Source organism: Dorea sp. AM58-8, from assembly GCF_003464045.1.
GTDB lineage: Bacteria > Bacillota > Clostridia > Lachnospirales > Lachnospiraceae > Claveliimonas > Claveliimonas ammoniilytica.
On the sequence record NZ_QSDM01000006.1, the window covers coordinates 1 to 26,736 of the forward strand.

Sequence of the window (26,736 nt, forward strand, 5' to 3'; positions counted from 1 at the left end):
GCGGTTTAGGACCCACACTTATTATATCATTGGAGGTTTTCTTATCTAGGGCTAAAGCCGTAAGGGGAACCACCAGCATAGCAGGTGGTTTTATTGTATAGGCATACAAAAAAAGCCGCCTATTTTCCTCAAAATTGAGGTCAATAGACGGCTGGTAGAAATATTCACAATTTTGGTGTATAATATGAAATCCAGAGAAGAACAAATCGAAAGTTGGAGGATACACGCATGAAAATTGTAATCATTAATGGAAGTGCCAGAAAAGGAAATACGCTGGCAGCAATCAATGCATTTATAAAAGGAGCGTCAGAAAAGAATAAAATTGAAATCATTGAACCCGACAAACTCAACATTGCACCATGCAAGGGATGTGGTGTCTGTCAATGCTCCAAGGGATGCGTCGATAAGGATGATACAAATTCTACAATTGATAAAATTGCTGCCGCAGATATGATTCTTTTTGCTACACCAGTTTATTGGTGGGGAATGTCAGCACAATTGAAACTTATCATTGATAAGTGCTACTGCCGTGGATTGCAGTTAAAAAACAAAAAAGTTGGCACAATTGTTGTAGGTGGTTCTCCCGTAGGCAGTATCCAGTATGAGCTGATTGATAAGCAGTTTGACTGTATGACAAAATATCTTTCATGGGATATGCTTTTCAAAAAATCATATTACGCAACAGCCAGAGATGAACTTGAAAAAAATAAGGATTCCATGAACGAACTTGAGTGGATTGGAAAAAATTTATAAAGCACACACCAAATTCAAGTTTGTCGGACTTACTCTACAATAATCAAAGACCGCTTACATCGTGTAGGCGGTCTCTTTTCTTATTCAGAAATATTTGATTTTGAGCTTTCTTTTCTTGGCTGACATTACCTTGCAGAGAACATCGTCAACCCCATCGGTATATCTGCCTTGTGCTATCAGGCTGTTCTTCAAACGGATAAGTGATTGTATTACTCTGCCATATTCGTCATCATTAAGATAGATATGGAACTTTTCTTCTCTCATAGTCTTTTCCTCCATTCATTAAATTTTGCTCTGATTACCGAAACATCTGCATCAGTGTCAGAATAAATAAAGATATGTACGCTTTTGAAAACTGCTTTTACTCTGCCGGAATATTCCGCTTCCGTTTCGGTTGTCTTAAAAGGGAGTTTAACGAGTTTTATATTTCGCTGCTTGCATAAGTGGCTTTTGAGAACCTCCATCTGTTCTGAGCCGCTCGTAAATTCTATCGCCAGCTTTTCTGACGGAATGTAGGTTTCAAGTGGTATTCCTAATAGTTTATCTGAACCGAGCTGCACTTTTAATCCTTTTTGATTTGCGTAATAGGCAACAGCCAAGCCGGGGAACACGGAGCGATATTGGCTTTCGCATACGGTGCATTTTCCTTTAAGAATTGTTCTGTCGCTGATTTTTGCTTTCCAAGAGTGTCCGAGGGAACATTTCCACCACGCTCTCTTTGCTGAAGTTCGTGATACTTGTGTCGGTTTCAATTTATTCTGTTCATAATCCCATTCGCTGAGAAGCTGACTGTCTGTTGTCGCCAAATCATTATATCCGGCAAGGACTTCTCTCTCCGCACAAACAGGGCATACCGTACCTTTCACACGGGCATTGATAACTGATTTCCACTCGTTACCGCATTTACCGCATCTCCACCAGACATTTTTCCTCGACTTTGCATTTACTTCATCAGGCTTCAATGGTAAGTTCTTCTCCGACCACTCCGAAACAAGTTCCGGATGTACTTCTGCTAAACTGTTGTTCATAGCCAAACCTCAACCTCCTTGTGTTTAGAGTATATGAAGTTTTAGCTTTATCTTGTAGTTTGCGAATATCTGTATAAATAGAAAAAACCCTTTGAGAAAAGGATTTCTCCTCTCTCAAAGGGCAAATTGAAAAACTGGAATTTTCACATCATCTATTACAATGTAAATAATGCTTTTTCGTAGTCCTTAACATAATACTTAATATTGGTTTTACCTTTTTGGATTACGATATGTCCCTCTTTTTCAAGCATCTCCTTTTGTGCCTCAACGCCTCCTGGATACTTTGCATTTAATTCCCCTTTTGCTTTTAATGTTCTCCAATAAGGGGTTTTATCTTCTGCACGCTGATAACTCGCCCATGCAACTATCGAAACAAAAATTCCAGCTGTAATTGGCTCTGTAAAATCAGCACCATTTTGTTTAGCAAAGAATTCCCTTATTGTACCTACCGTAAGTAATTTTCCACAAGGCACAAGTCGCATTACTTTGTCGTAGTCAATAGGTGGGGCAAAATACATTTTATCTCCACCATATTTTTCGATGCTCTTTTCATCTGTTATGATTTGAACTTTTGGCATATCCTTGCTATCCATAAGCATAGCATTAAAATCTTTTTTATCTTCATTTGCCATAATGTATCACCTCCAAACCAATCATATCTTAATAAACGAAACCATACAATGAGACAGTTTTAAAAATCCTTACGAAACTTCAAATTTTCATGTGTTCGACAAACTTGAATTTATTTTAATATCCATGGTCAACATGTTGCCATTGTCCGCCGTTTGTTCTAACTAAAATCCACTTCCAATCATTGTATGTACTATTTGGATTCAGTGAACCATCTCCTCCAGATGAATCAACATCGAATGAAGATAGCAAAACAATGACTTCATCTGCATTGTTCCTATCTGCCCAATCTTGATGGTCTTTAGAGCTGTCATCCCCTGCATAATAAATTTCTGTAAGAGTACATCCATTCCAGTTGCTCTTAAACTCTTTTTTTATGGTGTCAATAGCAGCTGCAATGTCCTCTTCAGAATATATTTCAGATTCTACATTATGCGTATTTACTTCATTAACATTTCCGCCACAAGCACTCAAACTAAATACAAGCAGAATACATAGCATTGCACATACAATCTTTTTCATAATTCACACTACCTCCATCAATTCCGATTGAGATTTCACCTGTTTTAAGCGAGTTAATAACTGTTATATCTTGTTATTAAATTCTCCGCAAACCCTTGAAAACACTGAATTTGTCGCAGGTGAGCTTTCCCTTATTGTTTCCCTTGTGTTATATCATCCCATCAGTGTTTACGAACTCTGATAAGGGCAAATACAAGGGCACAAGAGGTCCGGTGGACCTCTGCTCTGTGCCGACCGAAGCGGCAGCGGAGACCAAAAAAATCATATAAAACAGTATAACACAAAATAAAAATGACATGGTGAACTGATTGAAATGCTTCTGATTTTTGTAACTGATGATTGATTGAATGATAAGGAGATTCGATACGATGAGAACGATATTTGCAGAATACAACCCACAACGCAACAGTATTGATGTTTATACTTCTGCTGGCTATATGCTCCGCATTGACTGTTGGGAAACAGAAAAAAATTTAAAGACTACACCCGGATCAGACTGTGCATTAAACGCATTTGCCATTAATGAACCACTTGAGTATGCAAGATTATGTCTTAATGGAAATTTGCAGATGTGGATAGATGCGGAAGATTCTCTTGAAATCTAAAGATTCTTTGTAGTGTCACGATCGAGGGAGCACTTACCGCACTTGTTTACATTATAAAGCTCCAGTGGGTCTAAAGCTCCCTCTTTAAGATATCTAAAAATTTTACAATAGAATCTTAATTAAAATAACGACGACCATCGTTCTCGATAGTCGCCGCATAAATTAACCTATTCTGTTATCTATTATACTGTTTCTTTCGATGTACCATCAGCGTACCAATAGTTACGCTTCCACTGACAAAAAGTATGATAAACCACAAAAACATATTGTTTGTATCGCCGGTTTTAGGACTTGTTGTTTCACTTGTATCCGGTTTGTTTACTTTTGATGAAGTGCTACCCGAATTATTACCAGTACTGTCAGTACTTGAAGTGATGCTTGCCGCCTTGATTTCAAACTCCGTGCTGCACTCGCCGTCGTTATAAACAATAGTCAGGGTATGCTTGCCGACAGAAAGAGTGCTGAGATAATCTTTTTTCAGTGTGATCACCGTAGAACCAGATACGGCAGTATATTTATCGGCTGCAACTAGCGTACCGTCCAACTTAACGCCGGTAAACTTGGAGAAATCTCCGTTTGCAACAAATTTCAGCGTGTCGTCGCTGTTCTGCTTCCAAGAGCTATTTGCACCCTCAGTGATTTTATATTCAGGGGTTGTGCCGGATACCTGTGGTGTCATGGTCAAATTTGTGTCAACCCACATCGTTGCATATCCGCCATTAGGATATTGTAACAGCGGGTCATAGTCGGTAATGTCATAATCGTAATATTTACCATTTATTTTTAATTTTGTATCAGTTGTAAAACAATATCCTTCTTTTGCCTTGAAATAAATTCCATAAGTGTAAGTTTTACCGCTTTCAAATTCGGTAAATAAATCATCTGGATTGTTGTCGTTCCAAAAATCGGCTGAGTAATGGTATTTTTTACCTCCATCTGTACTCCAAAATTCAGATTGATAAATATACGGAACATTCTCAGCTGTTTTTCCAGTGAATACAGGCTTATCTCCGACCTTAAAGCTGATTGTTGCATTATTTATTTCGACAATACTAATATTTTGTAACTGAACAGTTTCAGGTTTTATTGTTCTTACAGCAACTACAAAAAGTCCTGTTCCAGTATTTGTTATATTTGCATTATTTACATTTGTGCCATTCACCATTACTTTACTATTAGCTGCAAATGTATTTCCGTCTCTTGCTTTAAGAGAAAGACTATACATATAAGTTTTGCCATCCTCAAAGGTCGTTATTTTTTTGTCTTGTGCAAGTGCATTATTCTTGCTTTCATCAGAATACCAGTATTTTACTGGTATAGATTCACCGTTTACATTCGTTTCCATTTCTTCCCAATATTCGTATTCTATATCATATTGTTCATCCCATGGATCACATTTGTAAGCAGTTGCTTTTGGAACATCTCCCGGCTCATAATTAAAGGTTACACCCTCAATATCTACGTCACCAATGCTATTCTGAGAGCTTTCGTCAGTCGCTGTCACCTTTATGTCGTTAAACCAGAGGATTAACTGCTTTCTATCATCGGAGAGTGTGCCAGAAAACGCCGTTATAGTGGAGCCATCGCATATTACAGTGCATCCAACTCCGCTACCTTTGAATCCTTCATGGAAGTAGTAACCGTCTTTCGCTGTTAATTTCACTCCATATCTGTAGGTTGCCCCTGCAACCGGCTTTTTGGGATTGGATTTTGCAATTATAGGGCCATCAATAGTCCACTGCATCCAAAACTCGTCCGTAAGCGTCATCTGGTTTGCACATTCCGAGTTAGGATTGACTTCTGCTGTAAATGCAATAGGCTGTGAAGCATCAAGATTTTTCCAAATATTGCCAATGTCAACCATGGTGATAGCCTCATCCACAGCATCTGGTTCCTGCACAATCAGGTCATAAGTATAATCATATATTTGATATTCGTGAACATCCAGAATCACTGTGAAAGTACCGGTCGCATCCGGGTGCTCATTGAAATACTGCTTTGCCGCTTCTAAATCCGAACTAAAATCAACAGGATTGCCGGATGTGGGCGTAAAAGTATAAAGAGAGGCACTCTCAAAATGATCAATAATCGGCCCCGCACTCTCATTTTCACTTGTAACGGTTCCCCTAGCTTTGTACGGTGTCTCAATCTCGGTCTGAAGATTTTCCACTGCTGTCTGCAGCACTTCGGCACTTGGGAATCCTTCTGTGATAAAATTAAACTCACCGCTGCTTTTACTTACTTGTGTGGTTTCAACCACCGTACCGGTCGAATCCTTAACGGAAACATTGGCAGTTACATCAACTCGTGTGTGATATGCGTGCTTGTAGCCATCAGAAAAATACGTTACTCCCTGAGGGAGATAATCCGGTTTTGGTTGCTCGAGGGCAAGTGTCGCAACTTCCGCAGATGACTTTTCATTGGATTTATCAATCTGTTCATCCTTATTTTCTGTATTTGCATCTTCCGATGTATTTTCGATTACACTATTTGATGTATCCTCTGTTGCATTTTGCTGTTCTGGCATCTGAATTTCTTCTCCTGCAGAGTTCTCACTTTTTGCTGGAGCTGTATCTTCAGCAGCAAATGCTGTTGCAGGTATGATAGATAGTAACAGGCAGCCTGTAAGCAGAACAGACAACCACCTGATTTTTCCCCTTCTTCTTTTTTTCATAATCATCCTCCATTCTCGCTTTCATATAACTAAAACTATTGGTAACGCTTTAAATATACCATACATCCTGTACTTTACCCTTTCTATTTCCTGATTGTCAGTGACATTTCGGAAATTGCAATATTGTAATTCCCCGAGGATATTATATACTACAGGAAAGGGCACCTGTATCATTAAGAAGGAGAACATATCTCAATGGATTTTAAGAAATTATTAGATGACTACATGAAGCAATTGGACTGTACTGCCAAAGATTTAGCAGAAAATTCTGGGCTTTCTGCTGCTACAATCAGCCGTTACAGATCCGGTGAACGTATCCCGGAAGATGGATCCGAAAATTTTGACAGACTTATAAATGGGATTGTTTCTATTGCAGAGAACAAAAAAATACCTAATATCACAGTACAATCTGTCTCTGAAGCATTTTCTCCATATGTAAGAAATAACGTGGATATTGCTCATTTACAGAAAAATTTTCATACATTGCTGACTGTTGTACCGATAAACATTTCCGACCTGGCACGTTTTCTGAACTATGACCCATCCTATATTTCCCGTATCCGGAATGGGCAAAGACAGCCTGCCAACCCTACGGAGTTTGCCAGAAAGATTTCAATTTTTGTTACCAAACATTTCCAGACAGTGGAACAAAAAGCTGTCATATCCAGCTTAATCAATTGTCCCATGGAAGAATTGTCTAACTACACTGATTTTCAGGATCGGATGACAAACTGGTTGCTTGCCGGATCAGGAGCTGTCAAAGACTCAATGACCGTTTTTTTAGAAAAGCTTGATGAATTTAATCTGAATGAATATATCCATAGCATCCACTTCAACGAATTGAAAATTCCTTCTGTTCCATTTCAGATTCCGATTTCCAGAACCTATTGGGGCATCAAAGAAATGATGGAAAGTGAATTGGATTTTCTGAAAGCAACTGTACTTTCCAAATCCACTGCTCCAGTAATCATGTATAGCGATATGCCAATGAAGGAAATGGCAAAAGATCCTGAATTTCCTAAAAAATGGATGTTTGGTATGGCTATGATGCTCAAGAAAGGACTGCACCTCTATCAAATTCATAATCTTGACCGTTCCTTTGATGAAATGATGCTGGGGTTAGAAAGCTGGATTCCGATGTATATGACCGGACTAATCTCACCATACTATTTAAAAAATGTGCAAAACAACACATTCCTGCACTTGTTAAAAGTTTCCGGTTCTGCTGCACTTTCAGGTGAAGCAATTACCGGATGCCATGAAAATGGGAAATACTATCTGACAAAGTCCAAGCGAGAAGTGGCATACTATCAAAGGCGCGCAGATGAACTATTAAAAAATGCTGATTCTTTGATGGATATTTACCGCAGTGAAAGGGAAGCTGAGCTGAACACTTTTCTAATCTCTGACATCAGAAAATCTGGAAAACGCCGGGGCATCCGATCCACATTGCCGTTATACACAATAAGTGAAGAACTTCTCGAACGAATTCTTATTCGGCATGACATAGACGGCAGACAAAAACAGCGGATAAGAAAGCATGTTAAAATGCAAAAGGAAAGAATTATATCTATTCTTGCGTCTGAAACGCTTGAAGACGAAGTCCCTGCTCTGACACCAGAAGAATTCAGCAAAAATCCACCCGTTCTGGATCTTTCTGGAATTTTTTGTGAAACCAATCTTCCATACAGTGAAGAGGAATACATGATGCACATGAGTGATACGAAGGCTTTTGCCCGAAAAAATCCTAATTATATTTTGAGAATAAGTACAACCCATGCTTTTCATAATCTGCAGATATTAGTACATGAGGGGCAATGGGCTATAATATCAAAATCAAAAGCACCAGCGATACATTTTATTATCCATCATCCCAAGCTGCGCAATGCAATTGAGAACTTTATTCCACCAATAGTGGAATAAGCCGACTGAAAATATTTACAGAAGAAATAAACGATATCTTGTGGTGATTTTTACTTTCATTAATCTCAAGAACTATGAAAGAGAAGCGGACAGCCTTCTATACAGGCAGTCCGCTTCTCCTTAATAATATCCCCGTTCTTCCCGCCAGTCTTTCACATAACATCGGATTCCGATATAGATCACCTGCACCAGAAGTAACAGTAATTTATTGGTGGAAGATGTCTTCCATGAGATTACAGCAAACGTAGTAGTAATGTCTATCAAAAGGCTTTTACATATTAGATAAAAGCATGTAAAATTTCTTTTACATAGCTTAATTGCGGTCTATTTAGCTTGTTTCTTGACTACTCAGGAAAAATATTTCTACCCTCGCCCCACCTGTATTTTCAGAATTTGAAAGTTTAATACCTCCACCATTTTTTTCAGCCACAGTTTTTGCAAAAAATAGTCCCATCCCATAATGGGCTTCGCCATTTCTACTTGTGTCATCCATAAAAAACTGCTCTGTGCCATGCAATAATGCTTCTTTTGTAAATCCTGATCCGCTATCCTCCACAATGAATGTCAGCCGGCCATCCTGCTCCTTTGCGTCAATATAAATGATTCCATTTTCTTTTGTATGCTCCACTGCATTCTGAATCATATTCATTACGGCCCGGAACATTGGATCATAAGCAATCGTTACCTTTTTATCACTTTGTCCCGCCTTCCAATCTATTTTCTGGTGATAGATTTCTACCAGTCCGAGTGCCTGTTCCTTTATATCTGCGAAAAAATCTTCTAACCTCACCGTTGTATAGGTAACATCACTGCAATTCCATGATTTTGTGACATCTATCAACTGTTTTACATAACTTTGTATCTGTGTTGTGCCGTTCAAAACATAAGTGATATTATTCTTCTGTTCTGTGGTCAGTTCAGTCTCTGAAAGTAGTTCTGCATTTCCCCGTACAATCGTAAGAGGTGTTTTAATATCATGCGCCAAAGCAGACATCTGTTGTTTCTTTTCCTGCTCTGTTTTCCACTGCTTTTCTAAAGATTCTCGCAATGCATCTCGCATATCATCGATTGCCGATAAACAGTCATCAAACTCTTTGATACCGGAACAGGATGTCTCATATTCCAGATTTTGATCCTTTATTTGTCTGATTGCGTCTAATACAGGCTGCATCTGCTTTTTGATTCTTTTTCCAAAACGTATGGACGGAATGATGATAATCGCTAACGCTCCAATCACTGACATAATACTCATCACATTCTGTGGTTCTATAAAATGCTCCCTCAAAAAAGCTGAATGATATTGAGGTGTCAGGCGATATTGCAATACAACATATTCATTTTCCCTTACAATTACTTTATAAAAATATTTCCCGGATGCGTTTCCGTACTTTGCAACATTCCATGCTATCTGTTCGTATTGTTCTGACAGATCTCCACCTATTTTCTCTCCATTCTCTGAAAAGATTACATAATCACAAAGTGTAGGAATCATCTCAGCAGTTACTTTATCCGCACGTAAAATCGTATCATATGCTTCATTAATCTTTTGCTCTGCATAATTCGCCGGATAGATACAGCCCACACTAATCAAAAGGTACAGCAGCAGCCAAGCAACAATCACCAAACCTACTAATGATCCAAGCATGACCAGTACATATCTCATAAAAATCCAGCTGAGTGCATTGCTTCTCTTTACTCTTCCCATTTATATCCAATCCCCCAGACTGTTTTTATCGGTGTATAATCATAATCCGCAAATTTTGCTCTTATATTTTTGATATGCGTGATAATGGTACTGTCATTACTCTCACTGTCAAAACCAAAGACCTCTTCTAAAATCTGTTCTTTCGAGAAAACCTGTCCCCTGTTTTTAGCCAGGAATTCACAAATTTCGTACTCCGCTTTCGTAAGAGGAAGTTCCTTATTATCAACCAATAGTTTCTTTTGAGATATTTGAATGCAGACCCTCCCAAAAACCATCCGGACAGAATGTTCCCTGTGCTCTCTTCTAAGATGTGCATGAATCCTTGCCCGAAGTTCCATCACTCCAAATGGCTTTGAAATATAATCATCTGCTCCCAACGAAAGTCCGTTCACCAGACTTTTTTCCTCCGTTTTTGCGGTAAGAAACAAAATCGGACAATCCACAAGTGCCCTGATTCTTTTGCATAATTCAAAGCCGTCCATTCCAGGCATCATAATGTCAAGTAAAATCAGGTCATAACGATGTAATTCTTCCATATTAAGTTTCAGCGGATTACTTACTTTGGTAACCAGATGTCCATCCTTATTCAAAATGCTTTCTATCATTTCCAGAATTGCCGGTTCATCATCAACTGCCAGTATTTTTGCCATAGTTTCCCTCGATTCTATTCCGATATTCTGTTTCCTTCCCAGTGGTTTACCCACCAAAAATAGTATACCATACTAATCCCTGTAAATATTAAGCAACCTGGTATGAATGACAACCATTCACCTACACTAGTTTCTCCCAATACAGATTGCAGATAAGTATATGGTACTCTACCCGTCCAGCAGACAAATACATATTTCCACACATAATCTCCAAGTCCGGTAAGCATCAATGCACTAATTAGTCCTGATATAATCCCTGCTCCAATGGATACCCCTTTTCCAAACTGAAAAGCCAGAATCAGCTGCCACAGATAAAGTGGAACACTGCTTCCCCACAGCAGCAATGCTGCAAATATACATCCTTTCATGATTTCGATATCGCTTGATGCGATTCTTCCAAATCCAATTCCGAATATGATTGCTGTCAATAGGATAGAGCACAGACACAAAACCAGTAGCATCAACAGTTTCGATAAAAATGCTGCAGGTTTATCCGGTAAAGACAACAGATTTTGAAAATCACCTGCATTTTGTTCCTGTTCCATCACACTTGCTGTAAAAATTCCAATAAGTACCGGAAGTCCTGCTCCTATTGCCTGATAAAATGCAATCACTTTCATATTTTCATTCCATGGTGAAAAAAGTAATATATTAAAAATATAACGCTGGTTATAATCGGAATCAGTAAGTGTGCCAGAATCACAGATGTTCCTTTCATCTTTCGCAAGTCTGCATTAAGAGATCTTCCAATCATCTTATTTCACCTCTCTTCTCTCAAACCATTTCAAAAACAGAACCGTTACAAAAACAAACCAGATGATTGAGAGACACATTCCCGGAACAATGACTCCCGTATCCAAAAGAGGATTCCCTGCTTCTGCGGCAAGTCCATTTGGTAAAACATGAAGCAACGGGCACATCATTCGCATAGGGATTGCAGAAACAAGTACATACCAGATTCTGGTTTGTGATATTACCACACCGCTGACGGTAATAAATAGGCAGACGAACAGGTTTACAATCATTCCAAATCGTTCACTTAAAAATAAAGCTACCGGAATCTCCCATAACTCAGAAACCGTCAGAAACAATACTGCAATCAACGCTCCTCCAACTGGAACATGTGTCGTTAGAAGAAAGCCTCCAAGCGTTGCTCCTGCAAACACAATCACATTAGAAAACAAAATCATGTACCCAATATAAATAATTTTCCCCAGCAACAATTTTCTTCTGTCTGTGGGAATAGTCATTAAATGATAGTATTTTATCTTTTTCTCCTGCGCCACAGAAAGATAACAAAATAGAGCAATCATCCCCGGCAGCAAAAGTGTATACCACCAGTTCCAAACACTTTCTGCATAAGCATTTGTCATCCCAAGAGTAAATATAAATGCCATGACAAATGTAAGAAGAGGAAATCCCCAGATAAACTTTTTTCGCATGGTTCTTTTGGCTTTTTGATGTTCTGCTTTTATAATATTAACCATGGATTTCACCTGCTTTCTGGTTTTTTCTTACCACATTCATAAACAAATCTTCAAGATTATCTCCCTGCTTTAATGCTCCTTCGTATCCTAAGATTCCACCTGAAATAATCCCGACTTTATCTGCAAGTAACTGTACCTCTGAGAGAATATGACTGGAGAGAATTACAGTGATTCCCTGTTCCGGAAAAGACCGGATCAGCTCTCGTAATTCCTCGATGCCTATTGGATCTAATCCATTCGTAGGTTCATCCAATATCAAAAGTTCCGGTTCTCCAAGCAATGCCATTGCAATGCCTAGTCTTTGCTTCATCCCCAAAGAAAACTGTCCTGCTTTCTTCTTTCCGGTGTTTGTAAGTGATACAATCTGCAAGACCTCATCAATTCTGTTTTCATCTGTACCAAGCAATAATTGTCTTACCTTCAAATTCTCTCTGGCGGAAAGATTTTCATAAATAGGCGGATTTTCGATTAACGCTCCTATTTTTGATAAATCTTTCCTATCCAAAAGTTTTCCATCAAAGTAAATCTTTCCTGCAGTTGGTTTCATCATACCGGTCAGCATTTTCAATGTGGTAGATTTACCAGCGCCATTCGGTCCAAGCAGTCCATAAATCTGTCCCTTTTCGATATTAAGTGAAACATTATTTACCGCTTTCTGTTTTCTAAAATATTTACATAGATTTTGTGTCTGTAACATCATTTCCATCTTTACTATCCTTCCTTCTATATTTCATCTCTTACTGAAATATAACCTAACAGAAAAAAATAAAGATTTGATGAAGATTTATTCCCGTATGGAATAAACCATCAATTGAATATCATTATCAGAACTCGGCTTTCCTCTGAAATCAGCAAAGCTGTTACAAATACGAAGCGTGATACCCAGACTGTCCGTATCCTGCCACCCCAGACAAGTGGTTAAATCTCCCTGTGAGTCTGCATCAACAAGTAATACTTTCTTTCCCTGCATTGCAAGACCGATTCCGAGATTGACCGAAGTGGTGGTCTTTCCTACTCCGCCTTTCTGATTGCAGATGGCAATCGTTTTGCAGTTTGACACTTCTTGCGTCCTCCTTTCCTGAATATTCATAGCCATTGTAGAATGACTATGTACCTGACCGTTTCATTTCCTAAACGGTCGTGGCAACATTTGTTCTCAACACCCCTTGCCGAGCGTATCGCTCATGGGAAGCCACTAATGAACAGACTGCTGATCTGTATCATAGGATTCTAACCTCTGCCGGGTACTCCGCCAGCTCCTTAGAGAAGTATCATTATCTTTCTGACTGTCATCGCCATGTCAGGAGCAACCTGACACTCATACCGGGAGTTCTCGCTGTTCTGCATCCACAAAAGTTATGGCGTACCCGATAAGGTGGCTATCATCAGAATTAACGTCTTAGTGACCTGTATATTCAGTTTTAAATTTCAAAGGAAGGCGTTCCATTTTTGTTGATTGGAATTACTCCCTTCACTTATTTGGAATTGCTCAGGCTTTTGACACCCTATTTTTTATAATTTTTTTTGAGAGAGATTTTAGAACAATAGATAAGTAGAAAAAGCTTCAAATCCCGTGTATAATTAAGAAATAAAGATAGAAACAAATCGGAATTTAATTTATACATTTGGATGTGGTAAACAATGAGAAAATGTGTAAAATGCGGAAAAGCTATGGTATCAGATTTAAGGCTTAAAGTAAATGGTGGTGGCTATGGGATTGTTGTTCGTGTAGATGAAAAGCAAAAGGCAACAATTATAGATGATGTAAAAGTTGCAGTCTGCCAAGAGTGCGGTTATACAGAAATGTACTTAGAGGATTTAACTAATTTAAAAGATTAGGCGATAACTTCAAGTTTGCAGAACTAATAGAGAAATAACATATAAAACAATAAATATGCCGCCACAATTCCGTAATGATTAATGCTTGAAAGTCTCCTGAAAGAATGCTATAATACTGAGCGTAAAATTTGAGTGGACTTTTCCGGATTCGGTCATCTTTTTGCCACACAGCTATCTTGTGATAGCCGTGTGGCTTTTTTGTTGTCTGCATACTGGAAAATCTGGCAGAACGGAGGATGGAAGCTGCCGGACACTTTGTGGAGAGGAGGGAAAGTATGCAGACCAATAATAAAATGGCGGTCGTTTCTGTTGGAAAGCTCATCTGGCAAATGTCGATACCGCCGCTGATTTCCATGTTCCTGCAATATTCCTATAACCTGATAGACAGCGCGTTTGTGGCGCGGTTGAGCGAGAATGCATTGACCGCTGTTTCTCTGTCATTCCCGATTACAACATTGATGAATGCAGCGTCTATATGGATCGGTGTCGGCGTGAATGTGCTGATAGCAGGGTATCTTGGACAGAAAAAGCAGGATGAGGCAAATGCAACTGTCACACATGGATTGTTACTGGCTTTTGGAATAGGTGCTTTGCTCAACCTTATGTCATTACTGATTATGAAACCCTATTTTCGGGCATTCACCAATAATGAAGAAATTTATCAGCTGAGCATCGCCTATATGAGTGTGTGCTCCTTCATGCAAATTCCCAATATGGTGCATATCGCCATCCAGAAGATGATACAGGCCACCGGGAACATGGTCGCTCCCATGTGGTTCCAGATCGCGGGCGTGGTCGTTAACTTCGTGTTCGACCCCATTCTGATTTTTGGGATTGGTATTTTCCCGGCTATGGGAATCCGCGGCGCTGCAGTGGCTACTGTTGCGGGCTATTCATTATCCATGATTTTGGCATTTGCTTTGCTGCTGGGCAAAAAGCAGAAAGTGCAGGTAAAAATCAAGGGCTTTCATTTGCAAAAGCAGATGATCCGCCGTATTTTTGCCTTTGGCCTGCCATCTTTTATTATGAACGCCCTCAGTTCGTTTATGGTGACGTTCGTCAATCTGTTCCTGGTGGCGTATTCCGATACGGCGATTGCTTTCTTCGGCGCATACTTTAAGGTGCAACAGTTGATCGTTATGACGGTAAACGGCTTGATCCAGGGCTGTTTGCCTGTCATGCGGTTTAACTACGGCGCAGGCAACAGCGAAAGGCTGCATTCCGCTTTCCGATACGGAACCGCTTTGGTCACTGGTATGATGATACTGGGGACATTGGCCGTCATCCTTTTTCCAGCACAGATTTTGGAACTGTTTACGGCGTCGGAAACCATGCGCTCCTTTGGGATATCCGCTATGCGGATTATGGCGGCAAGCTATCTGTTTTGCGGTCTCTCTACTATGATTTCCACCTATTTTCAGGCTACGGAAAAAGTAGGTTCCAGCATGGCAATCCAATTATGCAGGCAGATGCTTTTCCTTGTTCCCGCCGTATGGTGTCTGGACAAATTGTTCCATCTGAACGGAATCTGGCTTGTATTTCCGGTTGCCGAAACTGCCACTTTGCTCGTTGCTCTTGTGATGATGGCATGGCATCGCCGCAAAAATATCTCATAACGTGTTCCAAGGAGGAAAAATGATGAACGACACTTTCATGAAAGAGAAACCGGTATTACCGCTGATTTTATCCATGTCATTGCCTATGGTGTTATCCATGCTAGTTAATTCTCTCTATAACATTGTGGACAGTTTTTTCGTCGCGCAGATCAGCGAGGAGGCTATGACGGCATTATCATTGGTTTACCCGGTTCAAAATTTTATCAATGCTGCCGGAATTGGATTTGGCGTTGGGATCAATGCAGTGATCGCCTTGTATCTGGGCGCGGGGGATCACAGAAAAGCGGATCAGGCAGCCACGCAGGGACTTGTGCTTGCCGTGATTCATGGCGTTGTTATGACAGTCTGCTGTATTACGATCATGCCGGTTTTCCTGCGGATGTTCACTTCATCCGAAGCGGTCATTGAACTTGGCGTCCGCTATTCTGTCGTTGCGTTCGCCTTTACACTCATTGTTACCGTCAGCATGACGTTTGAGAAATTGTTCCAGGCAGTAGGAAACATGAAAACGACCATGATAAGCCTGATGTGCGGGTGCATCACAAACATTGTCTTAGATCCCGTTCTGATTTTTGGCTATGGTCCATTCCCGGAAATGGGAATCGAAGGCGCTGCGCTGGCGACCGGCATCGGACAGGCTCTGACGCTGACGATTTACCTTGTAGTCTATCTTGCGCGGCCAATTCGCGTGCATATCCGCAGGCAGTACATTCTCCCCAGCAAAAAGATGGTAATAAAGCTGTACTCCATTGGCATTCCCGCAACCCTGAATCTCGCGCTTCCGTCTCTTTTGATTTCGGCGCTCAATGCGATTTTGGCGGCATATTCCGAAGTGTATATTCTGGTTTTGGGAATCTATTACAAATTGCAGACATTTGTCTATCTTCCAGCGAATGGCATTGTGCAGGGGATGCGCCCCCTGATCGGCTATAACTACGGCGCGGGGGAACACCAACGGGTCAGCCAGATCTTTAAGATCGTTTTGTGCATGAGTGGTATCATTATGGTGTTTGGGACAGTAATATGTCTGCTGATCCCCGGACAGTTGATGGGGCTGTTTACCCACACAGAAGCGACGATTCAGGCCGGGGAAACCGCCTTACGCATCATCGGGGCCGGGTTTATCGTCTCGGCGGTTTCTGTTACATCTTCCGGCGCATTGGAGGGACTTGGGAAAGGAACTCCCTCCTTACTGATTTCCCTTTGCCGGTATGTAGTGGTCATCATCCCGGCTGCGTTTTTACTCAGCAGGTTTTTCGGAGCGGTTGGCGTCTGGAATGCGTTTTGGATCACGGAAGCGATTACTGCGATCATTTCCCTTGTCATTTACCGCAAGGCAATATAGTCAGGTTGAGGAATATTTAAAAAATGGTTGGAATCCAAATGAAAGTACAAAATCAGTATATTATGCTATAAAATATAATCCAGATAGTAACAAGGAAAAAGATGAGTGGAAAATGTTAGAACTATTACTAAAAAATGGTGCTAAAACTGATGTTCAGATTTCTGAAAACCCAAAAGGCGTAAATACTCCATTAACATATACAACAGAATGTGGATATTATGGTGCAACAAAACTTTTATTGGAATATGGTGCAGACTGCAACTATCAAGAAAATTATATGAACCAAAATGGACTACTTGCTCTAAGATTTTATGAAAATAATAATGCTGCTAAGACATTGCAACTGTTGCTGGATTATGGAACAGATTTAGATGTAAAACAAATAGATAATAAAACTGGAAGAGAAAAATTAAAAAATTTTCAAAACGATTATATTAATATAAAAGATAAAGTTCCAAACTATGATGAAATAGTAAACATCATTGACGGACTTGGATTATAGATAAATTCCAGTTTTGAGAATTGAAAAAAACGGAATTTACTTATTAAGACATATAAACTGTTGACGATAAAGCTCCTATATAGTATGTTTTTAATAAACTACTATATAGGAGCTTTTGTATGGAAATGAATGGAGGATTTCTTGTTACCAAAATAAAACAGCTTGGAGACCGGATTTTCGAGAAGATTCTCAGCGAAAAGAATATTGATGCGTTTAATGGAGCCCAGGGGCGTATTCTTTATGTGCTGTGGCAGAAGGATGGTATTTCAATCAGGTCACTCTCGACTAAATGCGGATTAGCGATAACATCTCTTACTACGATGCTGGAAAGAATGGAAAAACAAGGGCTGATAAGCCGTGTTCAGTCTGAAACGGACAAAAGGAAAACACTCCTGTTTCTGACTGAGAAAGCACATGCCTTAAAGGGCGAGTACGATTCTGTATCTGATGAGATGGGCAGTATTTACTACAAAGGTTTTTCAGAGGAAGAAATTACCCGGTTTGAGGAATGCCTCGACCGCATCAGAAAGAATCTTGAGGAGTGGCAGAAGTCATGAGTATTTGTATCAAAGATCAGATTCAGAACATGAATATCGTCATTGGCTGCACAGTGGGGTGTGCATATTGCTATGCCCGCAACAACGTGAAACGCTGGCATATGATTGATGACTTCGCTGACCCTGAATTCTTTCCGGGTAAGTTCAAGATGATGGAAAAGAAACGTCCGCAGAACTTTCTTCTTACCGGCATGAGCGATCTCTCCGGATGGAAGCCGGAATGGAGAGACGAGGTATTTGCAAAGATCCGTGAAAATCCACAGCATCAGTTCCTGTTCCTTACCAAGCGACCTGATTTGCTGGATTTTGATACCGATCTGGAAAACGCATGGTTTGGCGTTACGGTGACGAGGAAAGCAGAACTGTGGCGTATCGACGCCCTTCGGAAAAACGTCAGAGCAAAACATTACCATGTTACCTTTGAGCCGTTATTCGATGATCCCGGCACAGTTGACCTTTCCGGAATCAATTGGATCGTTGTCGGCACCATGACCGGAGCTCAGAGCAGGAAGATTCATACGGAGCCGGAATGGGCATGGTCTCTGACGGACCAGGCACATAAGCTCGGCATTCCGGTGTTTATGAAGGAAGACCTTGTCCCTATCATAGGGGATGAAAATATGATTCAGGAAATGCCGGAAGAATTTAATAAAGTGTTAGAGGTACAGAAATCATGGAAGAAGTAATGAATGGAATCCTCATTCGTGAGGTGGAAACAAAGAACATCATGACTAAGTCTAGTCTGCCGGTAGGCGGTTACTCGGTCAATCCCTATGTGGGCTGTACACATGCCTGCAAGTATTGCTATGCTTCTTTTATGAAGCGCTTTACCGGGCACAAGGAGGAATGGGGCACTTTCCTTGATGTGAAGCATTGGCCAGAAATTAAAAATCCGAAGAAATATGCCGGACAGCGGGTGGTCATCGGTTCTGTGACAGATGGCTACAATCCACAGGAGGAGCAATTCGGGAATACCAGAAAACTTCTGGAGCAGCTGATCGGCAGTGACGCAGATATTCTGATCTGCACAAAGTCGGATCTTGTGGTACGGGATATTGATCTGTTGAAGAAGCTTGGACGTGTAACCGTTTCATGGTCGATCAACACACTAGATGAAAATTTCAAGAACGATATGGATTCTGCTTCGAGCATAGAGCACCGTATCGCTGCTATGAAGCAGATATATGAGGCAGGTATCCGTACAGTTTGTTTCGTATCCCCGGTATTCCCCGGTATCACGGATTTTGAAGCAATCTTTGAGCGGGTAAAGGATCAGTGCGATCTGTTCTGGCTCGAAAATCTCAATCTTCGAGGCGGTTTCAAAAAGATAATTATGGATTATATCGCCGGAAAATATCCTGATCTTGTACCACTTTACGACGAGATCTATAACAAGCATAACCGCAGCTACTTTGAAGCACTTGAAGTAAAAGCTGAGAAAATGGCTAAGAAGTATGATTGTGCCTTTGTGGATAATGAAATGCCTTATGGCAGAGTCCCGCAGGGACATCCGGTGATCGTAGATTATTTCTATCATGAGGAAATCCGTGGGACAGAGAATACCGGAAAAAGAAATCGCTAACTTCTTGTTTGAAAAATTGAGAAAACGTAATATTGAACAAAAAAGAAATGCACAGTTCTTAGCATATCGGGAACTGTGCATTTCTGTATATAAATACTTTTAATTAGCCGATTACGGCATCCTCTGCTGTAAAATGTTCCAGAGAATTTTCTTTTACCTGAATGCAGATATAAGTAATTCCGGAAATATCGGATGCAAAAAACTGACGCTTTGCAGCAGGTGCGATTTTTAGCCAGTCTCCAGTTGAAAGGCTAATTTCTTCTCCATCAATTATGGCTTTGCCGTTACCTGAAAGAATTCCATAGATTTCTTCATTTTCTTTATGAGAATGAACAAATGGGACATTTGCTCCTGCAGGTAGTTCGTTTAAACTGATTTCTGCACCTGTTAAAGACAACTTTTCGTGCAGCTCAATTCGGTTTTCCTTTCCAATAGTTGTTTTTGTGTAATTTGCCATAATAACCTCCATAGTTAATTTGTAGTTTCTGGTTGCTTGATGTTAGTATAGTGTGAGACACATACAAAAACAAGTACGCACCTTTTTGTAACTGTACACTCAAAATCGAATGTGTTACAATAGCCTCGGAGGTGAGAATTATGCGAGCAAAAGAAGAATTACCGGAATGCCCAGTTGCAACAGCAGTATCTCTCATCGGAGGAAAATGGAAACTGCTGATTTTGCGTAACTTGAAAGAGCGTCCATGGAGATTCAATGAGCTACAACGAAGTATAGATGGTATTTCACAAAAGGTTTTGACAGATAGTTTAAGACAAATGATGAGTGATGGACTGGCATATCGCCACGATTACCATGAGCAGCCACCAAGAGTTGAATACGGCTTAACGGAACTCGGAACAAAAATGCTTCCAATTGTTAATTCACTTGCTGACTTTGGTAACTACTATAAATCAATTATTGAACAGAATTAAGGACGTTAGTATTTGAAAAGCTTGAACAATTCAAGTTTGGAGAATTGAGAAAATCGAAGTTTGTGATGGTAGATAATATGGAATGGTTTAATGTTTTTGGGCTGATTTTTATTGCAGTCATTATGATACCCAATGTTGTATTTGCGATTAAGTGCAAAGATGGATTTGATAATAAGTGGAACAATAAATATGTTGAGGTCACAGAACAAGTAGGGAGATTGGGTTGTTTCGGATTCATGATAATCAATGTTCCGGGAACTTGGTTCGGGTGGTGGTCTGACGAAGCATTTGCACTATATCTGATTGTAGATACCATATTGGTAATGCTTTATTGTGCTATTTGGATTATATGTTTTAAGAAAAACAGCGTTTTCAGAGCATTAGCACTTTCTATTATTCCTTCAATGTTGTTCTTATTTAGTGGGATTATGAGTAGGTCAGTGCTATTGATTATTGCATCAGTATTATTTGCACCAAGTCATATTGTGATTTCATATAAAAATGTAAAATGATATTTACAAATTCCAGTTTGTAAGGATAATATTACCATTAAAAAGACCGCTTGCATTTCGGTGTAGGCGGTCCTCTTATATTCTGAACGATATGTAATTAGATGAAAAAATTATGCTTCTTCTTGGCTACCAATACCTTGCAGAGAACATCATCCACTGCGTCAGTATATCTGCCTTGTTCGAGAAGCTCATTTTCAGCCGGATAAGTGACTGAATAACTCTGCTCTGTTCTTCGGCTGTTAAGTAAATATGATATTTCTTTTCTCTCATTGGCTGTTCCTCCAGTTCTCATATACGTTTCTGATTGTCCCGACATCTTCTTCCGTATCGGAAGCAATAAATATATGTACACTTTGAAAGGCAGATTTGATACGTTGAGTATAAGCACTTTCTGTTTCATTAGATTTCATAGGTAACTTGATCCGTTTAATTCCTCTCTGCTGACAGAGATGTTCTTTTAAGATTTCCATATCTTCTGAGCCGATGTTCACTTCAATCGCCACCTGTTCAGATGGGATATAAGTATCAAGCGGTATCCCTAAAACTCTGTCTGAGCCGAGTTCGATTTTCAATCCTTTCATATGTGAATAATAACTGAGGCAAAAGCCGGAAACACTGATAAATACTCCTGCTCACATATCCTGCAACCTTTTCCGAGAATTGTCCGTTCATTGATCTTCATACTCCATGAATGTCCGTGTCTGCATTTCCACCATGCCCGTTTAGCAGAAGTTCGTGATATTTCTGTCGGCTGTATTCTGTTCTGTTCATAATCCCAGTCACTGAGTAAATTTTTATCCGTTGTCGCCAGATCATTGTATCCTGCAAGCACTTCTCTTTCGGCACATACCGGGCATTTTTCTCCATTAAAACGAGCCTTAACGCTTGTTTGCCATTCGTGTCCGCAAGTACCTTTCCACCATACTTTTTTATTTGAACCAAAGGTAATATCATCAGGTGTAAGCGGTAAATTCTTCTCCGACCATTCCGTAATAAGCTCTGGGTGTACTTCTGCTAAACTGTTGTTCATAGCCAAACCTCAACCTCCTTGTGCTTAGAGTATATGAAGTTTTGGCTTTATCTTGTAGTTTGCGAATATCCGTATAAATAGAAAAAGCCCTTTGAGAAAAGGATTTTTCCTCTCCCAAAGGGTAGTTTAACTTTTACTTAGAATTATCTTTTTTAATAACTAAGTTATAATTGCTATCATAATACAGTCCAAGTTCTCTACACATTCTATCGTTCACATTATCTAACGCTTTCTTATATTCTGCATACGTTGGAGACAGAACCATTAAATTAGGAATGAATATATCGTTATATCCTTTATTTTGTAACTCTTTCTGCATTTTTCTCTGTGCAATAAATGCTGGATGGTATTTCATTATACCGTTTTTCATTTTAGCACCTTTCCATACTTTTTCTTTTAGTCTTTCATATTCACTTTCACTCATATCACGATAATAGGCTATCATCTCATCTGCGGTTCTGGTTTCTTGTGCAATTCCACCTATCATCTTCGCACCTATTCCCATAATGAAAGGAACTTTCAATATCGTTTCATCGCAATATTCTAATATGTTTTGTAGTGCTCGCTTCTGTTCCAGAGTCTTCAACCTTACATTAAGAAATGGTTTGAAATGACTTTTAAAATAATCTCCCCATTCTTTTCCCGGTAGCAAAGACTCAATTGCATTTTCAACGGTTTGATAATCAAGTGCCTCATTTGCTTTGTCTGCGTCACCATCATCTATAAATTGCTTCAAAGCTTCAAGTTCTGAGTCTTTTAAAACTTTTTCCTGCACTTTTTCTTGATAAATACGAAGAAGAATACTTTTGTCGCCAGTTTCCAAAAGGCTCTGTATGTCTTTAATACTAATACCGAGTTTTCTATATACTGAAATCTTTTTTAAAGTTTCAACATCTTGTGCAGTATAGTTACGATAACCATTGTTATCTTTATCCACTGACAGCAATCCTTTTTCTTCATAATACTTAACTGCACGCTTTGTCATTCCAACCTCATTTATAATTTCATTCAATAACATCGGATGCACCTCCTTATGATGATAGTATAAGGGTGTACGTTACGTACAAGTCAATATATTTTTGAAGTTTTCATTTCAATCATACAAATTCAAATCTTCTGTTGCTTTCAGTCTCTGCCGAAGACTGAAAGTTACCTTCACTTTACTATTTCTAATAGTTTTCTCACATAATCATCTGCGTGGTTTATTGAAAACTCTCCATGATACATATTAGGAAGAACTTTTATAAAACTATCCTGCAATTTTTCATGAATGATTTTAGCAGATTTTTTCATTGATTGATTTTCTTTTTCTCCAACATAAATTTGAACGGTTGCTTCACACTCTCCAATGCCATCTTTTAGTGAATATACTGAGTTTTCCTGTAAAAAGGCAATCATATCACTCTTTTTAATAGCACAAGTATCTTTGTAATATTCATCAAACAAATTCGACTTTATTCGTAGTGATTTGAATTGCAATTTTGAAAACCACTTATACTTTATTAAGCCATAGCAACTTCCAAACGCCGGTTTAATCATAGAATATGTAAATTTTGAAGGTATCACAAGTACACTTTCCACTATTGCATACTTACATATATCTTTGCGTTGAGATAAAATTTCAAGCAAAATCTGCCCTCCAAGCGATAGTCCTCCCATCATTAAAACAGAACCGCCCAATTTGCTATTTACAAATTCTATAATATCCAAAGCATTATTCTCTATCGTCGTAAACTGCTTATCACATCCTGCATGACCATCTAATATAGGCAAAACCACATGATAATCTGTTTGAAGTCTTTCAGCAACCTCTTTGTAATTCCACCATGATAAACCGCCTCCATGTAAGAGGATAATTACATCGCTGTTTTCTTTTCCATATTCTACATAATTCAACCTCTTTCACCTCGCTGTAAACTTCAAATTTTCATGTGTTCGACAAACTGGAATTTCAAATTAATCTTTGCAAATAACCTTTGAACCTTCACCATCAATTACAATTCCCTGACGGTTGTTAATTGGGCATAGATTCAACTCCGAAAACTCAGTCATTATTTTCTCGGTAACTTTCTTAAATGGTGCTGTAAGATAATGCGGAAGAACATAGAAATCAATCAAATCAAGCCCTGCATCATCTTCTTGTGAGTAGTCCTCTGGCTTTTCATCCATTTGCTCGATATATTGGATGCTTGGAGCGCATATAATTGCGCCTGCCGACTCGCCGATCATCAATTTTCCATTTGCCAATTCCTTTTTCAGTAGCCCATCAGCTCCCGTTTTACGGAGCTGGTCCATAAGAAAGAAAGAATTTCCGCCGGTAAAATATATCACATCTGCTTCTTCAAAAACAGACTGTATCGTTGAATAAGCCTCCGTTGAAATATCAATTTCAGTTACGATTGCTCCCAACTTTTTGAATAATTTTCGAGCCGAGCCGACATAACCGGTGTAGCCTTCACGCAGTGAAGCTGTTGGAATAAATGCGACTTTCTTATTTTCAATTTCTTCCTTTATCAGACTTCCCACACTTGAAAAGTGCGAACATAAAAATAGTTTCATCAATATTCTCCTTTATAAATTTATATTTCTGTTTGTTTTAAAATGGGCAACTCCGATTGGAATTGCCCACTCAATGCACTAATTATGCGATTTTTTCTTGCTTGCACCGATTTCTGCATCAATTGATGTAAGTTTGATGTAAATCGCTGTTTTTTTAGTTTTTTATCAAATGAAGTACGTCCCGTCTATTTGGTAAAACGGTACATCTTTACATCATCTTAATAGAGCTTTGCACCTGCCGGAATGTGGTCATCTACCATCAGAAGATGAAGCTTTTCTTCGCCTTCTTCTTCATGAATAGCACTGAGGAGCATACCGCAAGACTCTATTCCCATCATCTTTCTCGGTGGAAGGTTTGTGATAGCGATAAGCGTCTTTCCAACCAGTTCTTCAGGCTCATAAAAGCTATGAATACCGCTTAAAATGGTTCTGTCTGTGCCTGTTCCATCATCAAGAGTAAACTGTAACAGTTTCTTTGACTTCGGTACTGCAACACACTCTTTCACCTTTACTGCACGGAAATCTGACTTGCTGAATGTATCAAAGTCTACCATTTCCTCAAATAAAGGCTCTACCTTTACCTTAGAAAAATCAATCTTCTCTTCTTTAGTCGCAATCTGGTCGCATTTTTCTGCTTCGTTACTCTTAGATGCCTTATTTTCCTGCTTATCTGCGCCGATAGACTTCATCGTCGGGAAGAGCAGTACGTCACGGATTGCCTCTGCCCCTGTCAGCAGCATGCAGAGACGGTCGATTCCGTATCCGATACCACCTGTCGGTGCCATACCGATCTCAAGTGCGTTCAGGAAGTCTTCATCCGTATGCTGCGCTTCCTCATCACCAGCTTCTGCATTAGCATCCTGCTGTGCAAAACGCTCTGCCTGATCGATTGGATCATTCAGCTCTGAGTATGCGTTACACATTTCCCATCCGTTCATAAACATCTCGAAACGCTCTACGTATTCCGGATTACCAGGAATCTTCTTGGTAAGCGGTGAGATCTCGATTGGATGATCCATTACAAATGTAGGCTGAAGCAAATGTTCTTCTGCATATTCTTCAAAGAACAGAGAAAGGATATCACCCTTCTTATGTCTGTCTTCGTATTCGATGTGGTGCTCATCTGCCAGTTTCTTGGCATCCTCAGTTGTCTCCACATTGTTCCAGTCAATACCGGCGTATTTCTTAACAGCATCGACCATAGTAATTCTCTCAAATGGCTTACCAAGATCCATTTCAATGCCTTTGTAGACGATCTTAGTAGTTCCGAGAACTTCCTGTGCCACATAGCGGTACATATTCTCTGTCAGATCCATCATTCCATTGTAATCTGTGTATGCCTGATAGAGCTCCATCAGCGTGAACTCTGGATTATGTCTTGTATCAAGACCTTCATTACGGAATACACGACCAATCTCGTATACCTTTTCCATACCGCCTACGATAAGTCTCTTCAGATAAAGCTCCAGAGAAATACGAAGCTTCAGGTCTTCGTTCAGTGCATTAAAGTGTGTTTCAAACGGTCTTGCAGATGCTCCGCCGGCATTACTTGTCAGGATCGGAGTCTCTACCTCCAGGAATCCCTGATCACCAAGGAATCTTCTGATTGCGCTGATAATCTTAGAACGTTTGATAAATACATCCTTTGATTCCGGATTCATAATAAGGTCAACATATCTCTGACGGTATCTGAGGTCTGTGTTGGTCATGCCATGGAACTTCTCCGGAAGGATCTGAAGACTCTTAGAGAGCAGTGTCATCTCTTCAGCATGGATAGAAACCTCACCTGTCTTTGTACGGAAGGCATAACCTTTCACACCATAAATATCACCGATGTCAGACTTCTTAAAATCTGCATATGCATCTGTACCGATCACATCTCTTGCAACATATACCTGAATGCTTCCATCCAGATCCTGAATATTGCAGAATGAAGCTTTACCCATCACACGCTTAAACATCATACGTCCCGCGATGCTTACATGAATCGGACTTGCATCCATGATCTCTCTGCGCTCATTGTAATCGTCATTGACTGCCTGCTTTGCTTCCTGCTCATCCATACCCTCTGTATTCACAGCAGCTCTTCCTGCAAGAAGCTCTGCTTCGTGAGCATTGTACAGCTCTTTTACTTCCAGAGAGTGGTGTGTCTGATCATATTTTGTAATCTGAAATGGGTCCTTGCCCGCTTCCTGAAGGTTAGCCAGCTTCTCACGGCGAACCTTTCTTAACTGATTAATATCCTGTTCCTGTCCATTCTTCTGTCCAGCCACTTTCCTTACTCCTT

Annotated in this window: 30 protein-coding genes and 2 pseudogenes; 12 read left to right on the top strand and 20 right to left on the bottom strand. The window is 39.7% G+C overall.

Annotation, left to right across the window (positions count from 1 at the left end):
* Nucleotides 1–228 precede the first annotated feature (228 nt).
* Nucleotides 229–753: a flavodoxin family protein gene (locus DXA18_RS06135; protein WP_118383156.1), complete on the top strand. Its 525-nt coding sequence runs from the start codon at nucleotides 229–231 to the stop codon at nucleotides 751–753.
* Nucleotides 754–837: 84 nt separating this feature from the next.
* Here the strand turns inward: DXA18_RS06135 and DXA18_RS06140 are convergent, their stop codons facing one another.
* From DXA18_RS06140 to DXA18_RS06160, 4 genes are all read right to left on the bottom strand, one after another.
* Nucleotides 838–1,017 carry a hypothetical protein gene (locus tag DXA18_RS06140; protein WP_117526579.1) on the bottom strand — a complete coding sequence of 60 codons (180 nt, stop codon included), beginning with the start codon at nucleotides 1,015–1,017 and terminating at the stop codon, nucleotides 838–840.
* Nucleotides 1,014–1,781 carry a zinc-ribbon domain-containing protein gene (locus DXA18_RS06145; RefSeq protein ID WP_278337063.1) on the bottom strand — a complete coding sequence of 256 codons (768 nt, stop codon included), beginning with the start codon at nucleotides 1,779–1,781 and terminating at the stop codon, nucleotides 1,014–1,016. The genes DXA18_RS06140 and DXA18_RS06145 overlap by 4 nt, the downstream gene beginning before the upstream one ends.
* A gap of 155 nt (nucleotides 1,782–1,936) precedes the next feature.
* Entirely contained in the window at nucleotides 1,937–2,413 is a 477-nt protein-coding gene (locus tag DXA18_RS06155; protein WP_015512791.1) for an MGMT family protein, read from the bottom strand.
* Between the two features lie 115 nt (nucleotides 2,414–2,528).
* Complete coding sequence (locus DXA18_RS06160) at nucleotides 2,529–2,933, bottom strand: LptM family lipoprotein (protein WP_117613823.1); 405 nt, start codon at nucleotides 2,931–2,933, stop codon at nucleotides 2,529–2,531.
* Between the two features lie 368 nt (nucleotides 2,934–3,301).
* Here DXA18_RS06160 and DXA18_RS06170 point away from each other — a divergent pair, with 368 nt between their 5' ends.
* Nucleotides 3,302–3,538, top strand: coding sequence for a DUF6061 family protein (locus tag DXA18_RS06170; RefSeq protein ID WP_118383158.1), 237 nt, complete (start codon nucleotides 3,302–3,304; stop codon nucleotides 3,536–3,538).
* Nucleotides 3,539–3,713: 175 nt separating this feature from the next.
* Here the strand turns inward: DXA18_RS06170 and DXA18_RS06175 are convergent, their stop codons facing one another.
* Nucleotides 3,714–6,212, bottom strand: coding sequence for a X2-like carbohydrate binding domain-containing protein (locus DXA18_RS06175; RefSeq protein WP_158567099.1), 2,499 nt, complete (start codon nucleotides 6,210–6,212; stop codon nucleotides 3,714–3,716).
* A 195-nt stretch (nucleotides 6,213–6,407) separates the two neighbouring features.
* On the opposite strand from DXA18_RS06175, the gene DXA18_RS06180 reads away from it, so the two are divergent.
* Entirely contained in the window at nucleotides 6,408–8,135 is a 1,728-nt protein-coding gene (locus DXA18_RS06180) for a helix-turn-helix domain-containing protein (RefSeq protein ID WP_118383160.1), read from the top strand.
* A 120-nt stretch (nucleotides 8,136–8,255) separates the two neighbouring features.
* Here the strand turns inward: DXA18_RS06180 and DXA18_RS15630 are convergent, their stop codons facing one another.
* The 7 genes and pseudogenes from DXA18_RS15630 to DXA18_RS16070 all read right to left on the bottom strand — a co-directional run.
* Entirely contained in the window at nucleotides 8,256–8,399 is a 144-nt protein-coding gene (locus tag DXA18_RS15630; protein WP_158567100.1) for a DUF6040 family protein, read from the bottom strand.
* Nucleotides 8,400–8,463: 64 nt separating this feature from the next.
* The gene (locus DXA18_RS06185) at nucleotides 8,464–9,840 is read right to left on the bottom strand and encodes a sensor histidine kinase (protein ID WP_118383161.1); all 1,377 of its coding nucleotides are present in this window, start codon (nucleotides 9,838–9,840) and stop codon (nucleotides 8,464–8,466) included.
* Nucleotides 9,828–10,490: a response regulator transcription factor gene (locus DXA18_RS06190; protein ID WP_118383162.1), complete on the bottom strand. Its 663-nt coding sequence runs from the start codon at nucleotides 10,488–10,490 to the stop codon at nucleotides 9,828–9,830. The genes DXA18_RS06185 and DXA18_RS06190 overlap by 13 nt, the downstream gene beginning before the upstream one ends.
* Nucleotides 10,491–10,504: 14 nt before the next feature.
* Nucleotides 10,505–11,244, bottom strand: a pseudogene (locus DXA18_RS06195) (lantibiotic immunity ABC transporter MutG family permease subunit).
* Nucleotide 11,245: 1 nt separating this feature from the next.
* Nucleotides 11,246–11,977 carry a lantibiotic immunity ABC transporter MutE/EpiE family permease subunit gene (locus DXA18_RS06200; RefSeq protein WP_004853398.1) on the bottom strand — a complete coding sequence of 244 codons (732 nt, stop codon included), beginning with the start codon at nucleotides 11,975–11,977 and terminating at the stop codon, nucleotides 11,246–11,248.
* The gene (locus tag DXA18_RS06205) at nucleotides 11,970–12,683 is read right to left on the bottom strand and encodes a lantibiotic protection ABC transporter ATP-binding protein (protein WP_005609481.1); all 714 of its coding nucleotides are present in this window, start codon (nucleotides 12,681–12,683) and stop codon (nucleotides 11,970–11,972) included. Before DXA18_RS06205 ends, DXA18_RS06200 begins: the two co-directional genes overlap by 8 nt.
* Before the next feature lie 165 nt (nucleotides 12,684–12,848).
* Nucleotides 12,849–13,037: pseudogene (locus DXA18_RS16070) on the bottom strand (ParA family protein); the annotation flags it as partial.
* 581 nt (nucleotides 13,038–13,618) lie between these two features.
* Here DXA18_RS16070 and DXA18_RS06215 point away from each other — a divergent pair.
* The 7 genes from DXA18_RS06215 (at nucleotide 13,619) to DXA18_RS06245 (ending at nucleotide 19,418) form a co-directional block, all read left to right on the top strand.
* Nucleotides 13,619–13,816 carry a zinc ribbon domain-containing protein gene (locus DXA18_RS06215; RefSeq protein WP_118383164.1) on the top strand — a complete coding sequence of 66 codons (198 nt, stop codon included), beginning with the start codon at nucleotides 13,619–13,621 and terminating at the stop codon, nucleotides 13,814–13,816.
* A gap of 275 nt (nucleotides 13,817–14,091) precedes the next feature.
* Nucleotides 14,092–15,432 carry an MATE family efflux transporter gene (locus DXA18_RS06220; protein WP_118383165.1) on the top strand — a complete coding sequence of 447 codons (1,341 nt, stop codon included), beginning with the start codon at nucleotides 14,092–14,094 and terminating at the stop codon, nucleotides 15,430–15,432.
* 22 nt (nucleotides 15,433–15,454) lie between these two features.
* Nucleotides 15,455–16,777, top strand: coding sequence for an MATE family efflux transporter (locus tag DXA18_RS06225; RefSeq protein WP_118383166.1), 1,323 nt, complete (start codon nucleotides 15,455–15,457; stop codon nucleotides 16,775–16,777).
* Complete coding sequence (locus tag DXA18_RS06230) at nucleotides 16,752–17,279, top strand: ankyrin repeat domain-containing protein (protein WP_118383167.1); 528 nt, start codon at nucleotides 16,752–16,754, stop codon at nucleotides 17,277–17,279. The genes DXA18_RS06225 and DXA18_RS06230 overlap by 26 nt, the downstream gene beginning before the upstream one ends.
* Before the next feature lie 119 nt (nucleotides 17,280–17,398).
* Nucleotides 17,399–17,836, top strand: coding sequence for a radical SAM mobile pair system MarR family transcriptional regulator (locus DXA18_RS06235; RefSeq protein WP_117676378.1), 438 nt, complete (start codon nucleotides 17,399–17,401; stop codon nucleotides 17,834–17,836).
* Complete coding sequence (locus DXA18_RS06240; protein ID WP_118383168.1) at nucleotides 17,833–18,522, top strand: radical SAM mobile pair protein A; 690 nt, start codon at nucleotides 17,833–17,835, stop codon at nucleotides 18,520–18,522. Before DXA18_RS06235 ends, DXA18_RS06240 begins: the two co-directional genes overlap by 4 nt.
* Nucleotides 18,510–19,418 (top strand): radical SAM mobile pair protein B, encoded by a 909-nt coding sequence (locus tag DXA18_RS06245; protein WP_118383169.1) that lies wholly within the window; start codon nucleotides 18,510–18,512, stop codon nucleotides 19,416–19,418. Before DXA18_RS06240 ends, DXA18_RS06245 begins: the two co-directional genes overlap by 13 nt.
* Before the next feature lie 103 nt (nucleotides 19,419–19,521).
* On the opposite strand, the gene DXA18_RS06250 is transcribed toward DXA18_RS06245, so the two are convergent.
* Nucleotides 19,522–19,875: a cupin domain-containing protein gene (locus DXA18_RS06250; protein ID WP_004614173.1), complete on the bottom strand. Its 354-nt coding sequence runs from the start codon at nucleotides 19,873–19,875 to the stop codon at nucleotides 19,522–19,524.
* Between the two features lie 140 nt (nucleotides 19,876–20,015).
* Here DXA18_RS06250 and DXA18_RS06255 point away from each other — a divergent pair, with 140 nt between their 5' ends.
* Nucleotides 20,016–20,348 (top strand): winged helix-turn-helix transcriptional regulator, encoded by a 333-nt coding sequence (locus DXA18_RS06255; protein ID WP_008373705.1) that lies wholly within the window; start codon nucleotides 20,016–20,018, stop codon nucleotides 20,346–20,348.
* A gap of 65 nt (nucleotides 20,349–20,413) precedes the next feature.
* Complete coding sequence (locus DXA18_RS06260; protein WP_118383170.1) at nucleotides 20,414–20,860, top strand: hypothetical protein; 447 nt, start codon at nucleotides 20,414–20,416, stop codon at nucleotides 20,858–20,860.
* A 126-nt stretch (nucleotides 20,861–20,986) separates the two neighbouring features.
* Here DXA18_RS06260 and DXA18_RS15780 read toward each other — a convergent pair whose 3' ends face one another.
* The 7 genes from DXA18_RS15780 to lysS form a co-directional block, all read right to left on the bottom strand.
* On the bottom strand, nucleotides 20,987–21,130 hold the full coding sequence (locus DXA18_RS15780; protein ID WP_199665554.1) for a hypothetical protein: 144 nt from the start codon (nucleotides 21,128–21,130) through the stop codon (nucleotides 20,987–20,989).
* Complete coding sequence (locus tag DXA18_RS06265) at nucleotides 21,127–21,441, bottom strand: hypothetical protein (protein ID WP_118383171.1); 315 nt, start codon at nucleotides 21,439–21,441, stop codon at nucleotides 21,127–21,129. Before DXA18_RS06265 ends, DXA18_RS15780 begins: the two co-directional genes overlap by 4 nt.
* Complete coding sequence (locus DXA18_RS06270) at nucleotides 21,438–21,890, bottom strand: zinc-ribbon domain-containing protein (RefSeq protein ID WP_118383172.1); 453 nt, start codon at nucleotides 21,888–21,890, stop codon at nucleotides 21,438–21,440. Before DXA18_RS06270 ends, DXA18_RS06265 begins: the two co-directional genes overlap by 4 nt.
* A gap of 133 nt (nucleotides 21,891–22,023) precedes the next feature.
* On the bottom strand, nucleotides 22,024–22,908 hold the full coding sequence (locus DXA18_RS06280) for a MerR family transcriptional regulator (RefSeq protein ID WP_117603519.1): 885 nt from the start codon (nucleotides 22,906–22,908) through the stop codon (nucleotides 22,024–22,026).
* 137 nt (nucleotides 22,909–23,045) lie between these two features.
* Nucleotides 23,046–23,786, bottom strand: a complete 741-nt coding sequence (locus DXA18_RS06285) for an alpha/beta fold hydrolase (protein WP_117529287.1) — start codon at nucleotides 23,784–23,786, stop codon at nucleotides 23,046–23,048.
* A 60-nt stretch (nucleotides 23,787–23,846) separates the two neighbouring features.
* Nucleotides 23,847–24,449, bottom strand: coding sequence for a Type 1 glutamine amidotransferase-like domain-containing protein (locus tag DXA18_RS06290; protein ID WP_118383173.1), 603 nt, complete (start codon nucleotides 24,447–24,449; stop codon nucleotides 23,847–23,849).
* A gap of 218 nt (nucleotides 24,450–24,667) precedes the next feature.
* Complete coding sequence (gene lysS / locus DXA18_RS06295; protein ID WP_199665547.1) at nucleotides 24,668–26,722, bottom strand: lysine--tRNA ligase; 2,055 nt, start codon at nucleotides 26,720–26,722, stop codon at nucleotides 24,668–24,670.
* Nucleotides 26,723–26,736 lie beyond the last annotated feature (14 nt).

Coding starts and splice junctions, on each gene's coding strand:
- DXA18_RS06135 (WP_118383156.1), top strand. CDS start 229: ATGAAAATTGTAATCATTAATGGAAGTGCCAGAAAAGGAAATACGCTG.
- DXA18_RS06140 (WP_117526579.1), bottom strand. CDS start 1,017: ATGAGAGAAGAAAAGTTCCATATCTATCTTAATGATGACGAATATGGC.
- DXA18_RS06145 (WP_278337063.1), bottom strand. CDS start 1,781: ATGAACAACAGTTTAGCAGAAGTACATCCGGAACTTGTTTCGGAGTGG.
- DXA18_RS06155 (WP_015512791.1), bottom strand. CDS start 2,413: ATGGCAAATGAAGATAAAAAAGATTTTAATGCTATGCTTATGGATAGC.
- DXA18_RS06160 (WP_117613823.1), bottom strand. CDS start 2,933: ATGAAAAAGATTGTATGTGCAATGCTATGTATTCTGCTTGTATTTAGT.
- DXA18_RS06170 (WP_118383158.1), top strand. CDS start 3,302: ATGAGAACGATATTTGCAGAATACAACCCACAACGCAACAGTATTGAT.
- DXA18_RS06175 (WP_158567099.1), bottom strand. CDS start 6,212: ATGAAAAAAAGAAGAAGGGGAAAAATCAGGTGGTTGTCTGTTCTGCTT.
- DXA18_RS06180 (WP_118383160.1), top strand. CDS start 6,408: ATGGATTTTAAGAAATTATTAGATGACTACATGAAGCAATTGGACTGT.
- DXA18_RS06185 (WP_118383161.1), bottom strand. CDS start 9,840: ATGGGAAGAGTAAAGAGAAGCAATGCACTCAGCTGGATTTTTATGAGA.
- DXA18_RS06190 (WP_118383162.1), bottom strand. CDS start 10,490: ATGGCAAAAATACTGGCAGTTGATGATGAACCGGCAATTCTGGAAATG.
- DXA18_RS06200 (WP_004853398.1), bottom strand. CDS start 11,977: ATGGTTAATATTATAAAAGCAGAACATCAAAAAGCCAAAAGAACCATG.
- DXA18_RS06205 (WP_005609481.1), bottom strand. CDS start 12,683: ATGGAAATGATGTTACAGACACAAAATCTATGTAAATATTTTAGAAAA.
- DXA18_RS06215 (WP_118383164.1), top strand. CDS start 13,619: ATGAGAAAATGTGTAAAATGCGGAAAAGCTATGGTATCAGATTTAAGG.
- DXA18_RS06220 (WP_118383165.1), top strand. CDS start 14,092: ATGCAGACCAATAATAAAATGGCGGTCGTTTCTGTTGGAAAGCTCATC.
- DXA18_RS06225 (WP_118383166.1), top strand. CDS start 15,455: ATGAACGACACTTTCATGAAAGAGAAACCGGTATTACCGCTGATTTTA.
- DXA18_RS06235 (WP_117676378.1), top strand. CDS start 17,399: ATGGAAATGAATGGAGGATTTCTTGTTACCAAAATAAAACAGCTTGGA.
- DXA18_RS06240 (WP_118383168.1), top strand. CDS start 17,833: ATGAGTATTTGTATCAAAGATCAGATTCAGAACATGAATATCGTCATT.
- DXA18_RS06245 (WP_118383169.1), top strand. CDS start 18,510: ATGGAAGAAGTAATGAATGGAATCCTCATTCGTGAGGTGGAAACAAAG.
- DXA18_RS06250 (WP_004614173.1), bottom strand. CDS start 19,875: ATGGCAAATTACACAAAAACAACTATTGGAAAGGAAAACCGAATTGAG.
- DXA18_RS06255 (WP_008373705.1), top strand. CDS start 20,016: ATGCGAGCAAAAGAAGAATTACCGGAATGCCCAGTTGCAACAGCAGTA.
- DXA18_RS06260 (WP_118383170.1), top strand. CDS start 20,414: ATGGTAGATAATATGGAATGGTTTAATGTTTTTGGGCTGATTTTTATT.
- DXA18_RS15780 (WP_199665554.1), bottom strand. CDS start 21,130: ATGAGAGAAAAGAAATATCATATTTACTTAACAGCCGAAGAACAGAGC.
- DXA18_RS06265 (WP_118383171.1), bottom strand. CDS start 21,441: ATGAAAGGATTGAAAATCGAACTCGGCTCAGACAGAGTTTTAGGGATA.
- DXA18_RS06270 (WP_118383172.1), bottom strand. CDS start 21,890: ATGAACAACAGTTTAGCAGAAGTACACCCAGAGCTTATTACGGAATGG.
- DXA18_RS06280 (WP_117603519.1), bottom strand. CDS start 22,908: ATGTTATTGAATGAAATTATAAATGAGGTTGGAATGACAAAGCGTGCA.
- DXA18_RS06290 (WP_118383173.1), bottom strand. CDS start 24,449: ATGAAACTATTTTTATGTTCGCACTTTTCAAGTGTGGGAAGTCTGATA.